The organism is Plantibacter sp. MDV22-iso1 (genome assembly GCF_058408345.1).
Genome location: NZ_JBZVDY010000001.1, coordinates 138,523 through 151,535 on the forward strand (window position 1 = coordinate 138,523; position 13,013 = coordinate 151,535).

A 13,013-nucleotide genomic window follows, 5' to 3' on the forward strand; every position below is an offset into this window, starting at 1 on the left:
CCTCGTCTCAACCGACCTGGGCCGCGCCGAGATTCGTCCCGGCCACCGCCAGCACCACGGTGACGAGCAGGGCGGCCCCGATGATCAGTCGGAACAGCAGACGGTCCGGCGCTCGGGTTCCGACGAGCACGAGCCCCCACACGACGAGCGCGAGGACGCCGACAGCGCCCAGCACCCCGACGATCGGCGGTGCGATGGGCCTGCCGACGAAGATCCCGCTCTGTCCGAGGACGGCGACCATACCTGAGACGCCGAGGGCCATGAAGGCCGTCCGACCGGCGGTCCGCGCGCCGAGCCGGTGCGGCAGACCGCGGACCCCGGTCCGCAGGTCGTCTTCGAGATCGGGCAGGGCGTTCGTGAAGTGGATCGCCACACCGAACAGTCCACCGACCGCGAGCGTCCACGCGGCCGGCGCGATCGGCGGGACAGCCGCGAAGGTGACCACGGCGGGCAACGCGCCGAACCCCACGATGAACGGGACGACCGACCAGGCCGTCGCCTTGAGACCCAGGTTGTACGCCCACCCGCAGACCAGGAAGAGCAGGTGCGAGGCAGCCGACGCCCAGCCGAGGGATGCCGAGAGCGGAATGCTCGCCGCACCGGCCAGCAGCGCCGCCGCCCGGACTGCCGAGACGCTGAGGTCGCCGCGTGCGACCGGTTTGTCCTGTCGTCCCGAGCGACGATCGCGTCTGGCGTCGAGCCAGTCGTTGGACCAGCCGATCGAGAGTTGTCCGACGAACACCACCACGGCGAGCAGGGCCGTCCGAAGGGGTGGCAGGCCGACGGCCGATCCGAGCATGACGGCGAGGACGGTCACCGCGACGGTCGGTCCGGGATGGGAGGACGCGAACAGACGACGGACCATGGAGAACACCGCCTCAGCTTAGGGTGACACCCATGCCACGGCGGTACACTGCAGCATGACCGTCTCCGTGAGGGCGATCGGCGTGGCCGTTCCTCAGACCATCCTTCATCAAGACGAGATCAGGGATGTGTTCCGCGACCAATCCGGGCGGACCCGGCTCGCCCAGCGTCTCATCGGCGCGGCGTTCGACGCGTCCGCGATCGACACCAGGCACACCGTCATCGACGCCTTCGACCACGAGGTCGAGACGACCACGGCCGCCTTCTACGACGCGGAGCAGCGGCAGGTGCTCTCCCCGCCCACCGGCGTGCGGAACGACGCCTACATCGAGCACGCTCCCCCGCTGCTCCTGGAGGCCGCACGGCGGGCGTTGGACGCCGCCCCCGGTCTGTCGGCGGCGGACGTCACCCACGTCGTGACCGCGTCCTGCACCGGGTTCTTCGCGCCCGGCCCGGAATACCTCCTCGTGCGCGACCTCGGGCTCGACCCGGGCACGGAGCGCTACCATCTGGGGTTCCAGGGGTGTTTCGCCGCGTTCCCCGCCCTTCGCGCCGCAGAGGCGTTCTGTACAGCAGACCCCGACGCCGTCGTCCTCGTGGTCTGCATCGAGCTCTGCTCCATCCACCTCCGTTCCTCCGACGACCCCGACGTGATCCTCGGTTCCTCGGTGTTCGCCGACGGTGCTGCGGCCGCCGTCGTGACCGGTCGGGACACCGGATCCTCCGCGCCCGTGCTCGAGTTCGACGGCTGGTCCACCGCGCTCGTGCCGGACGGCGAGACGGAGATGGCCTGGACGATCGGCGATCACGGGTTCGAGATGGTCCTGAGCGGCGCGGTGCCCAAGCTGATCGGCGAGCACCTCGAGATCGCCCTCCGCCCACTCCTCGCCGCAGCCGACGACGCCCCGGTCTCATCGATCGACCGCTGGGCGATCCATCCCGGTGGCCGGAGCATCCTCGACCGGGTCCAGCGCGGGTTCGGGCTCGACGACGAACTGCTGGCTCCATCACGCACGGTGCTCCGTGAGTACGGCAACATGTCGAGCGCCACCGTGCTCTTCATCCTCCAGCGTCTGCTCGACGGCGCGCCGGCCGACGCCGATGAACGGGTGTGCGCGCTCGCCTTCGGTCCGGGACTGACGATCGAGAGCGCGCTGCTCCGGCTCCGCGCCGGCCGAGTCTGATGCTGCCCGACCTCGGCCGCCGTGCGACGGATCTCCTCGAACTGATGGACGACCCCGACTGCGATCCCGCACTGCTGGACGCCACCTACGCCAGGTTCGAGACGGTGAACCGGCTCGTCTCGGGCTGGCGTGGCCTGTACCGGTCGCGCATCCGTCCACTCCTCCGCCCGTCCCGGACCACGACGATCCTCGACATCGGCTTCGGTGGCGGCGATGTCGCCGTGGCCATCGCCGACTGGGCGAGGGCCGACCACCTCCCCGTGCAGGTGGTGGGGATCGATCCCGACGAGCGGTCCGTGGCCTTCGCCCGTCGCCGGTACCCCGATGGCCCCGTCGCCTTCCGTCCGGCGCACAGCAGCGACCTCGTCGCCGCTGGCGAGGAGGCCGACATCGTCCTGTCCAACCATGTGCTCCACCACCTCGATCCCGCGGGACTGTCGAGCCTGCTCGCGGACAGTTCACGGATCGCCAGACGACTCGTCCTGCACAGCGACCTCGAGCGCAACCGACTCGCGTACGCGGTCTACGGAGTCGCCACCCGTGCAGGACGACGGCGCTCCTTCCTCCACGTCGACGGGCTGCGCTCGATCCGTCGCAGCTATCGCCAGGGGGAGCTGCAGCGCGTCGTGCCGAACGACTGGATCGTCGAGCGTCGGTTCCCCATGCGACTCCTACTGTCACAGAGCGTCCCATCAGTAGCGGACGAGCCCCGATGACCGAGGTGCTGGTCATCGGTGGCGGACCGGTCGGCCTCGTGTCCGCGATCCTCCTCGCTCAGGCCGGCGTCGACGTGACCGTCTGGGAACGACGGTCGGACTCCCCCTCCGGCACCCGGGCTATCGGGATCCACCCGCCGTCGCTCGACCTGTTCGAGCAGCTTGGCGTCCTGGACGAGATCCGCCGCGACGCGGTCCGGATCGATCAGGGCGAAGCCTGGAACGCCGGGCGATGCCTCGGGGCGGTCGTGTTCCGTGATCGGCCCGTACCGCACCCCTACGTCGCCGCGCTCGAGCAATGGCGGACCGAACGGGTCCTCCGTGCTCGACTCGACGCCGTCGCACCGGGATCGCTTCGGACTGGGACGAGCTGCACGCGGTTGACTCCGGCCGAGGACGGTGTCCTCGTGTCCGGGAACGACGCCGATGGAACGGTGAGCACCCGCGCAACCGTCGTGGTCGTCGCAGCAGGCGGACGCGCCGCCGTCGACGGGATGCAGGCTCCGGGCCCCGTGCACCGGTATCGGGACCGGTACCTCATGGGGGACGTCGCGGATCGGAGTGGGGCAGGTTCCATCGCCAGGGTGCACCTGCACCACCGAGGAGTCGTCGAGTCCTTCCCGCTCCCCCATGGCATGCGACGATACGTCGTCCACACCGGGTACTCGGACGGTCAGGACGCGGCCCGCCCGGAACCCACCGCGTCCGACCTCGCGTCCCTCGTCGCCGACCGCACCGGCGACGACGTCGACCCGGCGACGAACACCATGCTCAGCGCGTTCGGCGTGCTCCGTCGACGACGGAAGCGCGTCGTCGACGGTCGGGTCGTCTATCTGGGCGACGCCGCCCACGAGATCAGCCCGATCGGCGGCCAGGGCATGAACCTGGGCTGGTCCGACGCACGGGTCTTCGCGCCACTGATCGCCCGCATGACCGCCGGGCATCGCTCGACACAGCACGACGTGGCCGCGGCCGTCTCCCGCCAACAGCGCGCGATCCGTCGGGCCTCCTGGCAGGCGGAGATCAACATGCGCTTGGGACGTCCGCTGCCGGGCCCGCTCGTCGGGGTGCGGGACCTCGCGCTGCGAACCGCGCTCAACGGTCCCGCGATGCCGATCCTCGCCGACGCCTACACGATGCGCTGGCTGCGCTGACGCCGTCCGAGGTCTTCCGGTTCAGTGACCGACGTGCACGCCCGCGGAAGCCTGGTCCGTTCGCCGGATGAGGAACGACGCACCGATCGCGAGCAGCGAGAGCACGGCCCCGCACATGAACGCAGCCTGCACACCGGCCGCCGTCGCGTCGACCACGGCACTCCCGGCCGCCGCACGAGCCGCCGCCGTGGTCGACATCATGGTGATGAACAACGCCGTCCCCGCCGCTCCGGCGAGTTGCTGGACCGTGCCGACGATGGCACTGCCGTGCGGGTAGAGCTCGGGCCGCAGGGAACCGAGCGCCGAGGTGAGGAGCGGTGTGAACATGAACGCGAGGCCGGCGCTCAGCAGCACGTGGACGGCGATGATCATGACGATGGCGCTGCCGACGCCGAGCATCGTCAACAGCCAGAGCGCGGCACTCACGGCGAATGCCCCGGGGATCACGAGTGGACGCGGACCGAACCGGTCGAACAGCGACCCGACCAGCGGCGCGAGAGCGGCCATCGTCAAGCCGCCCGGCAGCAACATGAGGCCCGTGGTCAGGGTGTCGACCTGGAGCACGGTCTGCAGGTAGATCGGCAGGATGATCAGCGAGCCGAACAACGCCATCATGACGATGACGACCAGGATGATCGAGACGGAGAACGAGCGGTTCGCGAAGGTGCGGAGGTCCATGAACGCCCGGTCGTCGCGGGCGAGGGCACGCTGGCGGAGCACGAAGCCCAGGAGGGCGAGGACACCGACCGTGAGGGGGATCCAGACGGGCATGAGCGCGTGTCCCTCGGCGGACTCGCCGATGCTGCTCAGCCCGAAGATGAGACCGCCGAACGCGAACGCGGAGAGGACGAGCGACAGCACGTCGAAGCGGACCCGACGCGGCTCCGTCACGTTCCGCACGAGGACGGCACCGAGGACCAGCGAGGCGACGGCGATCGGGAGGACGATCCAGAACATCCAGCGCCAGTCGAGCACGCTGAGGATGAGGCCGGAGACGGTGGGCCCGACGGCCGGCGCGACCGAGATGACGATCGAGATCGCCCCCATCGTCCGGCCGCGTGCCGACACCGGCACGACGTTGAGCACGGTCGTCATGAGCAGCGGCATCATGATGGCGGTACCGCTGGCCTGGACGACACGACCGAGCAGGAGCGTGCCGAATCCCGGGGACAGCGCGGCGATGAGCGTACCGAGGCTGAACAGCACCATCGCGGTGATGAACATCGTCCGCAGGGAGAACCGCTCGAGGAGGAACCCGGTCGCGGGGATCACGACGGCCATGGTGAGCATGAAGCCGGTGGTCAGCCACTGTGCGGAACTCGCCGTGATGTCGAGGTCCTGCATGAGCCGCGGCAGGGCGACGCTCATGATCGTCTCGTTGAGGATGACGACGAACGCCGACACGAGGAGCAGCCCGATCAGGAGCTTGGACCCGGGTGGGAGGCGATCGTCCGAGGGCTTCCCGGTCGTCGGGACGGAACCGGTCGGATTCGGCACGGTTTCAGTCGTCATAGCGGTGTCATCCTTCTCAGGCCTCGGCCGTCGTGCGGGCAGACGCCTGCCCTCTCGAAAGACAAGCGCCGTGTCGTCGCGGGTATTCCCATGCGTGTCGACCGGTTACGCGCAGGGCGAAGACCTGTTCCGGCCGGACGGTTCCGGTGCCAGCATGAGGACATGACAGTTCCCACCATCACCCTGAACGACGGCCACACCATCCCTCAGCTCGGCTTCGGCGTCTTCCTCGTCGACCCGCAGGAGGCTGAGCGCATCGTCTCGGACGCGCTCGAGGTCGGCTACCGCCACATCGACACCGCGGCCATCTACAAGAACGAGGAGGGCGTCGGCGCCGCCATCGCGAAGTCGGGCATCCCCCGCGACGAACTCTTCATCACCACGAAGCTCTGGAACGACCGTCACCAGAAGGCGTCCGCTCACGCCGCCATCGACGAGAGTCTCGAGAAGCTCGGGCTCGACCACGTCGACCTGTACCTGACCCACTGGCCGACCCCGGCCAAGGACGACTACCTCGAAGCGTGGCTCGCCCTCGAGGAGGTCAAGGCGGCCGGCAAGGCACGTTCGATCGGCGTGTCGAACCACCAGGTCGAGCACCTCGAGAAGCTGATCGCCGGTTCCGAGACGGTCCCGGCGGTCAACCAGATCGAACTCCACCCGGCGTTCGCCCAGCGTGAGTTGCGCGCCTTCGGTGCCGAGCACGGCATCCACATCGAGTCCTGGGGCCCGCTCGGTCAGGGCAAGTACGACCTCTTCGGCGAGCAGGCCGTCTCCGCTGCAGCAGAGGCGCACGGCGTCACGCCGGCGCAGGTCGTCATCCGGTGGCACCTGCAGAACGGGCTCATCGTCTTCCCGAAGTCGAACTCGCGCGAGCGCATCGCCCAGAACTTCGACGTCTTCGGCTTCGAGCTGTCCGCCGACGAGATCGCGTCCATCGACGCCCTCGACTCGGGCAAGCGCGTCGGCAGCCACCCCGACGAGGTGAACTGACCTCAGGGTCCCGCCAAACCCAGGGTCTGACCAACGCAGAAGTCCCCGTCAGCTGTTCCGCTGACGGGGACTTCTCGGTGTTCGGGTGGATCTGAGGGGACTCGAACCCCTGACCCCCTGCATGCCATGCAGGTGCGCTACCAGCTGCGCCACAGACCCGTATTCAACTTGCTTGCCCCTGCTGTTTCAGCGGAAGCAACTTGAATAGGTTACTACATCTTGAGAGCGGTTGTGACCACTTTCGGTGCTCGGCACCGACGGGATGGTCAGTTCGCGGGCTGCGGTGCGGACGAGACCAGCGGAATCACCGGGCAGTCCTTCCACAGACGCTCCAGCGAGTAGTACATCCGCTCCTCCTCGTGGAAGACGTGGACGACGACCTCGCCGAAGTCGAGCAGGATCCACCGCCCCTCGGACTTGCCTTCGCGCCGCAGCGTCTTCACGCCGCTCGCGTTCAAGCGGTCCTCGACCTCGCCGGCGATGGCGACGACGTTGCGCTCGCTCCGGCCGGTGACGAGGAGGAAGGCGTCGACGAACGGCAACGGACCGGAGACGTCGAGCGCGACGAGATCCTCGCCGCCCTTGGACTCGGCTGCGGTCGCTGCGAGCTGGACGGCTTCCAGTGTGGTGTCGGACAGGGTCATGTGGTGTACTCCTCTGACGATCGCATGGAACGCGATCGGGTGAATGCCGGCAGGGCTAGAACGCTCCGCCGAAGAAACCGATGATGAGCACCGCGATCACGCCGGCGGCGAGCACCGCGGCGGCGATCGCGAGCGTCATCAACAGTTTGTTGCTCTGGTTGGTGGTGGCCGGGACGACGTCGCGGGTGGAACCGTGGCTGCTGACCGCACGGCTGGCCGCGACCGGAGATGCCGCGGTGACCGAGGCCGGCAGCTCATCGCCCTCGATGAGTCGGTCGATCCCTGCACCGTCGAAATGGTTCGGGTCCTGACCGGCGGAACCCAGTCCGCGGGGCAGATCGATGGTTCCGGTGATGAGGATCTCGCCCGTGGAGTTGGACGTGGCTCCCGCTTCAGCCTGGGCCGGAGCGACGGGGATGATGAGCGAACTCGTGGTGATCTGCCCCGTGCTCGTCATGCCGCTTCCGAGGAGGTCCTCGAACGCGACCTCGTTGTCCGCCTGCGAAGCCTTCTCGGCCTCGAGTGCCGCGACGAGCATGGAGTCGCGCCCGAACCCCTTGGACAGGGTCGACGCGGGGTCCTCGGAGATGTCGTCGCGATCCGAGACGTCGAAGAGTGAACCGGTGGCCACCGGCGCCGCAGCGGCGGGGGTCACGGAAGGCGTCGGCGCCTCGGCCGACCGGGCCTTGGCCGCGCGCTCGTCGGCGGCGGCCCGCTCAGCGGCCTTGCGTTCTGCCGCCTTGCGTTCGGCGGCCTTGCGTTCTGCAGCCTGCTGTTCTTCGGCCTTGCGCGCGGCGGCCTGGCGCTGCTCGGCCTGCTTGGTGGCCTCGGCTTCGCGACGTTCCTGCTCAGCAGCAGCGGCAGCCTTGGCGTCCGCTTCCTGCTGCGCGAGCTTCGCTGCCTGCTGACGGGCCGCCTTGTTCTGCTTCTGAGGCGGAGCGACCACCTGATCGGGCGTCCGCGGCGGCAGGGCGACCGAGGGGACCGGCTGCTCGACCGGAGGAGCGACCGGCGCTGCCGGGGAGCCCACCTGCTCGATCGAGCCGGTGCGCTCGAGTTCTCGCAACTGACGACGCGTGAGTCCACCGGTCGGGGCCGGAGCCGGCGCACCGGATGCCGGAGCGCTCGACGACGGCGCGGGTGACGTGGACGCTGGTGCCGGAGCGCTCTCGTCGCGCGACGGGGTCTGCTCGGGGATCGCTCCCCCGGCGACGGGTTCGGATGTCGACGCGCGTCGCGTCCGTGGCGCAGCAGTGTCGGGCGTCGCTTCGTCAGCGGACGTCGACGGCTGCTGGCTCGCTCGAGCCTGTCGCCTGGTCAGGGGCGCATCCTCTGGCAACGCGGTCATGTGGCTTCACTCCGATACAGGTGGTGCTTGGTGATGTACTGCACGACACCGTCGGGAACCAGATACCAGACCGGAAAGCCTTTGCTCACCCGGCTCCGGCAATCCGTCGACGATATCGCTAGGGCCGGAACTTCCAACAAGCTTACGTCGTGCTGTGGTAATCCGGAAACGTTCAAATCGTGTCCCGGTCTACTCACAGCGACGAAGTGAGCGAGGTCCCAGACCTCCCTGACGTCTTTCCAACTGAGGATCTGGGCGATCGCGTCGGCACCCGTGATGAAGAACAGCTCGGCATCGGGACGTTTGTGGCGCAGATCGCGCAGCGTGTCGATCGTGTACGTCGGTCCGGCTCGATCGATGTCGACCCGGCTGACGGTGAAGCGGGGGTTCGCTGCGGTGGCGATCACGGTCATGAGGTAGCGGTGCTCGCTGTCGCTCACGCCCGACTTCCGGTACGGCATGCCGGTCGGGACGAAGACGACCTCATCGAGATCGAAGTGCTGCGCGACCTCCGAGGCGGCGACGAGGTGCCCGTGGTGGATCGGATCGAACGTCCCACCCATGACCCCGATCCGAGGACGACGGGTCGTCGTCTCGGTGACGGGCGCGCTCACGCCGGACAGCCTAGTGGCCGTGCTCGCCGTGAGCGGAGGCCGACTCGCCCTTGTCGGCGTGACGGTTGGCGACGTCGCGGTAGCTGAAGGTCACAGCGCCGAGGATGGCGAACAGCACGAGGGCGACCGCACCGAACACCCAGGTCGGTGCGGCGAGTTCGACGGCGTGCTCCGATTCAGCCAGGACGGCGGTGGCCAAGACGGACGCGGCAATCGACATGATCTCTCCTTCTGTGCGACGCCTGGTGACGCCCGTACCAGTCTAGCGACTACCGACGGGTGTGGCCCGAACCACGCACGAGCCACTTCGTGCTCGTGAGTTCCGGCAGTCCCATCGGACCGCGGGCATGGAGTTTCTGCGTCGAAATGCCGACCTCCGCGCCGAATCCGAACTCGGCGCCGTCGGTGAAGCGGGTCGAGGCGTTGACCATGACGACGGCCGAATCGACCTCGGCGAGGAACCGATCGGCGTTCACCACGTCGTTCGTGATGATCGCGTCGGTGTGTCCGGTGGAGTATCGGTCGATGTGCTCGAGCGCGGCGTCGAGGTCGTCGACCACGCGCACCGAGAGCTCGAGCGACATGTGCTCGGTGGACCAGTCCTCCTCCACGGCGGGCACGACGTCGGCGAAGACCTCCCTGGCGCGTTCGTCCGCGTGGATCAGCACCCCGTGCTCGCGCAGGTCGCCGAGCACGGCGGGCAGCACGCGCGCGGCCGCAGCACGGTGGACGAGGATCGTCTCGAGCGCGTTGCAGACCGATGGGCGCTGCACCTTGGCGTTGCGGACGATGTCCACCGCCCAGTCGAGTTCGGCACTCTCGTCGAGGAACACGTGGACGACGCCGGCGCCGGTCTCGATCACGGGGACCGTCGACTCCCGGACGACCGTCTCGATGAGTGACGCGCTCCCCCGCGGGATGAGGACGTCGATCAGGCCTCTGGCGTTCATGAGCTGCTTCGCACCGTCGCGACCGAACTCGTCGATGGTCTGTACCGCATCCCCGGGAAGGCCGACGGACTCGAGTGCCGATCGCAGCAGCCCCACGAGGACCGCGTTCGAGTGTTCCGCCGCCGACCCGCCGCGGAGCACCACGGCGTTGCCGCTCTTGATCGCGAGGGCGGCGATGTCGACCGTGACGTTCGGGCGCGCCTCGTAGATCGCGCCGACCACGCCGAACGGGACGCGTACCTGCTCGAGCTTCACCCCGTCCGGAGTGTTGCTTCCGCGGACCACCTGGCCGACCGGGTCGACGATCGCGATGACGTCGCGGACCGCCACCGCGAGCCCGTCGATGCGGCCCCGGTCGAGGCGGAGACGGTCTTGCAGGCCGACACTGATGCCCTGCTCGCGTCCCGCGACGAGGTCGCGCTCGTTGGCGGCGATGACCGCATCCGCACCCTCGACGATCGCGACGGCGATGGCCTCGAGGGCCCGGTTCTTCTGCGCGGTGGTCGCCTGGGCGAGGACCCGGGAGGCACGCTTCGCAGCGGTGAGACGATCCGCGAGTGGCAGCACGGTGGTGGTTGGCGACGACATGCGTCGATTCTACTCAGCGGCGTCCGGTGGACGCTCTCCGCGTCACGCCGGTTGGAACCAGGTGCCGAGGTGCTCACCGCGGAGGGCTGACGCGACGTTCGTGGTCGACGTCACGAGGACGGACGTCCCCGCCTCGGCGGCCAACCGGGCGGCCGACACCTTCGTGCCCGCTCCCCCGGTACCGACGCCCGCGGAGCCGATGTCGCCGAAGGTGACGCCCGAGAGGGTGTCTCCGAACGGGACCTCCTCGATGCGCTCGGCACCCGCTTCGTGCGGAGGGCGGGTGTACAGCGCGTCGACGTCGCTCAGGAGGACGAGGACGTCGGCCGCGACGAGGACCGACACGAGGGCGGCCAGGCGGTCGTTGTCGCCGAACCGGATCTCGTGCGTGGCGACGGTGTCGTTCTCGTTGACGATCGGCAGGATGCGCAACCCGAGGAGCCGTTCCATCGCCCGCTGGGCATTGCTCCGGTGACTGGGGTTCTCGAGATCACCGGCAGTGAGCAGCACCTGGCCCGCGACGATGCCGAACCGGTCGAGGCTGTCCTGGTACCGGTAGATCAGCACGTTCTGCCCGACGGCGGCAGCCGCCTGCTGCGTCGCCAGGTCGCTCGGACGGGCGTCGAGGCGGAGGTAGGGCATCCCGGTCGCGATGGCGCCCGAGGACACGAGGATGACCTCGGTGCCTCGGGCGTGCGCCTCGGCCAGCGCCTCGACCAGCGCAGTGATCTGCCCGGCGTTGTCGCCACTGATCGAGGAGGACCCGACCTTCACGACGATGCGTCGCGCCGAGGGGATGCCACTGCGCTGGTGGATGGTCACCGGTCGTCGTCCTCCGTCGTGACACCCTCGTCCTGCGGTGCGTCGGCCGGCACGGAGCCGACCTCGAAGCCCTCGTCGTCGTTCCAGAGACCGGCCGCACGTTCACGGAGCAGCTCGGCACGGGCCTCGGCCTTGGCATCCATGCGCTCGAAGTACTCGTCGCGACGCTGGTTGCGCGTCGGGCGGTGGCTCGCGTCGAGACGCGGGTCCGTTCCACGCGGCTGCGTCAGCAGTTCCGCGGTGCTCGTGAGCGTGGGCTCCCAGTCGAAGACCACACCGCCACCCGCACCGATCATCACGGTCGCGCCGGCGACGGCACCGGCCTTGAAGAGCGCCTCTTCGACGCCGAGCTTCGCCAGGCGGTCCGCGAGGAACCCGACGGCCTCCTCGTTGTTGAAGTCCGTCTGCTGCACCCAGCGTTCCGGCTTCGCGCCGATGATGCGGTAGAGGTTGCCGTAGGTGCCACCCTCGACCGTGACGGTGAACTTGGAGTCGTCGACCGGCTTCGGGCGCAGCACGATCCGGGGCTTGGCGGCCTCGAGGGCTGCGCGGGCGCGGCTCTCCTCGACGAGCTCGCTCAACGCGAACGAAAGCTGTCGGAGGCCCTCGCGCGAGACCGTCGAGATCTCGAAGACCTTGTAGCCGCGCGCCTCGAGGTCGGGACGCAGGAACTCGGCGAGCTCCCTCGCCTCCGGGACGTCGATCTTGTTGAGGGCGATGAGCTGCGGGCGCTCGACCAGCGGCGTCTGCCCCTCCGGTACCGGGTAGGCGGCGAGCTCGGCCAGGATGATGTCGAGGTCGCTGATCGGGTCGCGTCCCGGTTCGAGCGTCGCGCAGTCCAGCACGTGCAGGAGCGCGGAGCAGCGCTCGACGTGACGCAGGAACTCGAGACCGAGGCCCTTGCCCTCACTGGCGCCCTCGATGAGCCCGGGGACGTCCGCCATGGTGTAGCGGACCTCGCCGGCCTCGACGACGCCGAGGTTCGGGTGCAGGGTGGTGAACGGGTAGTCCGCGATCTTGGGCTTTGCAGCGGACATCGCCGCGATGAGGCTGGACTTGCCGGCGGAGGGGTACCCGACGAGCGCGACGTCTGCGACGGTCTTCAGCTCGAGGAGGACGTCACCTTCCCAGCCGGGCGTGCCGAGCAGCGCGAACCCGGGGGCCTTGCGCTTGGTCGAGGACAGTGCCGCGTTCCCGAGGCCGCCCTGGCCGCCGGGAGCGACGACGAACTCCATGCCGGGCTCGACGAAGTCGACGAGTTCGACGCCGTCGACGTCCTTGACGACCGTCCCGACGGGGACGGGCAGGATCAGCGTCTCGCCCTGGAACCCGTTGCGGTGGTCGCCCATGCCGAAGCCGCCGGTGTCGGAGCTCCGGTGCGGTGACCGGTGGTACCCGAGCAGCGTCGTGATCTGAGGATCGGACACGAGCACGATGTCACCACCGTGTCCGCCGTTGCCGCCATCGGGGCCGGCCAGCGGCTTGAACTTCTCGCGCTTCACGGAGACGCAGCCGTTGCCGCCGCCGCCCGCTCGCAGGTGCAGTGTGACCCGGTCGACGAATGTGACCATGGACGCTCAGCCCCTCTCTGGATCATGGAACTCGGTTGTACGACAGCAGGGGGCGG

General features: G+C 69.0%; 13 protein-coding genes and 1 tRNA gene. 4 read left to right on the forward strand and 10 right to left on the reverse strand.

Annotation, left to right across the window (positions count from 1 at the left end):
• Positions 1–7 precede the first annotated feature (7 nt).
• Positions 8–865: a UbiA family prenyltransferase gene (locus AC4PMY_RS00620; protein WP_491622675.1), complete on the reverse strand. Its 858-nt coding sequence runs from the start codon at positions 863–865 to the stop codon at positions 8–10.
• 55 nt (positions 866–920) lie between these two features.
• Here AC4PMY_RS00620 and AC4PMY_RS00625 point away from each other — a divergent pair, with 55 nt between their 5' ends.
• Genes AC4PMY_RS00625 through AC4PMY_RS00635 form a run of 3 tightly spaced genes read left to right on the forward strand, consistent with a single transcriptional unit; the run spans position 921 to position 3,918 of the window.
• Positions 921–2,048, forward strand: a complete 1,128-nt coding sequence (locus AC4PMY_RS00625; RefSeq protein WP_491621766.1) for a type III polyketide synthase — start codon at positions 921–923, stop codon at positions 2,046–2,048.
• Positions 2,048–2,764 carry a class I SAM-dependent methyltransferase gene (locus AC4PMY_RS00630; protein WP_491621767.1) on the forward strand — a complete coding sequence of 239 codons (717 nt, stop codon included), beginning with the start codon at positions 2,048–2,050 and terminating at the stop codon, positions 2,762–2,764. The genes AC4PMY_RS00625 and AC4PMY_RS00630 overlap by 1 nt, the downstream gene beginning before the upstream one ends.
• The gene (locus AC4PMY_RS00635; protein ID WP_491621768.1) at positions 2,761–3,918 is read left to right on the forward strand and encodes an FAD-dependent oxidoreductase; all 1,158 of its coding nucleotides are present in this window, start codon (positions 2,761–2,763) and stop codon (positions 3,916–3,918) included. Before AC4PMY_RS00630 ends, AC4PMY_RS00635 begins: the two co-directional genes overlap by 4 nt.
• A 21-nt stretch (positions 3,919–3,939) precedes the next feature.
• On the opposite strand, the gene AC4PMY_RS00640 is transcribed toward AC4PMY_RS00635, so the two are convergent.
• A complete protein-coding gene (locus tag AC4PMY_RS00640) occupies positions 3,940–5,430 on the reverse strand; it encodes a DHA2 family efflux MFS transporter permease subunit (RefSeq protein WP_064295589.1) in 1,491 nt (496 codons plus the stop codon).
• Between the two features lie 162 nt (positions 5,431–5,592).
• On the opposite strand from AC4PMY_RS00640, the gene AC4PMY_RS00645 reads away from it, so the two are divergent.
• On the forward strand, positions 5,593–6,420 hold the full coding sequence (locus AC4PMY_RS00645) for an aldo/keto reductase (protein ID WP_491621769.1): 828 nt from the start codon (positions 5,593–5,595) through the stop codon (positions 6,418–6,420).
• Positions 6,421–6,506: 86 nt separating this feature from the next.
• Here the strand turns inward: AC4PMY_RS00645 and AC4PMY_RS00650 are convergent.
• The 8 genes from AC4PMY_RS00650 to obgE all read right to left on the reverse strand — a co-directional run bounded on the left by AC4PMY_RS00650 (position 6,507) and on the right by obgE (position 12,957).
• Positions 6,507–6,579 (reverse strand) — tRNA-Ala (locus tag AC4PMY_RS00650).
• A 107-nt stretch (positions 6,580–6,686) separates the two neighbouring features.
• The gene (gene rsfS, locus AC4PMY_RS00655; protein WP_064295591.1) at positions 6,687–7,064 is read right to left on the reverse strand and encodes a ribosome silencing factor; all 378 of its coding nucleotides are present in this window, start codon (positions 7,062–7,064) and stop codon (positions 6,687–6,689) included.
• A 55-nt stretch (positions 7,065–7,119) separates the two neighbouring features.
• Positions 7,120–8,412: a hypothetical protein gene (locus AC4PMY_RS00660; protein WP_491621770.1), complete on the reverse strand. Its 1,293-nt coding sequence runs from the start codon at positions 8,410–8,412 to the stop codon at positions 7,120–7,122.
• Positions 8,409–9,026, reverse strand: a complete 618-nt coding sequence (gene nadD / locus AC4PMY_RS00665; RefSeq protein WP_491621771.1) for a nicotinate-nucleotide adenylyltransferase — start codon at positions 9,024–9,026, stop codon at positions 8,409–8,411. The genes AC4PMY_RS00660 and nadD overlap by 4 nt, the downstream gene beginning before the upstream one ends.
• Positions 9,027–9,036: 10 nt before the next feature.
• Positions 9,037–9,246 carry a hypothetical protein gene (locus AC4PMY_RS00670; RefSeq protein ID WP_064295593.1) on the reverse strand — a complete coding sequence of 70 codons (210 nt, stop codon included), beginning with the start codon at positions 9,244–9,246 and terminating at the stop codon, positions 9,037–9,039.
• Positions 9,247–9,295: 49 nt separating this feature from the next.
• On the reverse strand, positions 9,296–10,564 hold the full coding sequence (locus AC4PMY_RS00675) for a glutamate-5-semialdehyde dehydrogenase (protein ID WP_064295594.1): 1,269 nt from the start codon (positions 10,562–10,564) through the stop codon (positions 9,296–9,298).
• A gap of 42 nt (positions 10,565–10,606) precedes the next feature.
• Positions 10,607–11,386, reverse strand: a complete 780-nt coding sequence (gene proB, locus AC4PMY_RS00680; RefSeq protein WP_079002325.1) for a glutamate 5-kinase — start codon at positions 11,384–11,386, stop codon at positions 10,607–10,609.
• Positions 11,383–12,957 (reverse strand): GTPase ObgE, encoded by a 1,575-nt coding sequence (gene obgE, locus AC4PMY_RS00685; RefSeq protein WP_071260832.1) that lies wholly within the window; start codon positions 12,955–12,957, stop codon positions 11,383–11,385. The genes proB and obgE overlap by 4 nt, the downstream gene beginning before the upstream one ends.
• Positions 12,958–13,013 lie beyond the last annotated feature (56 nt).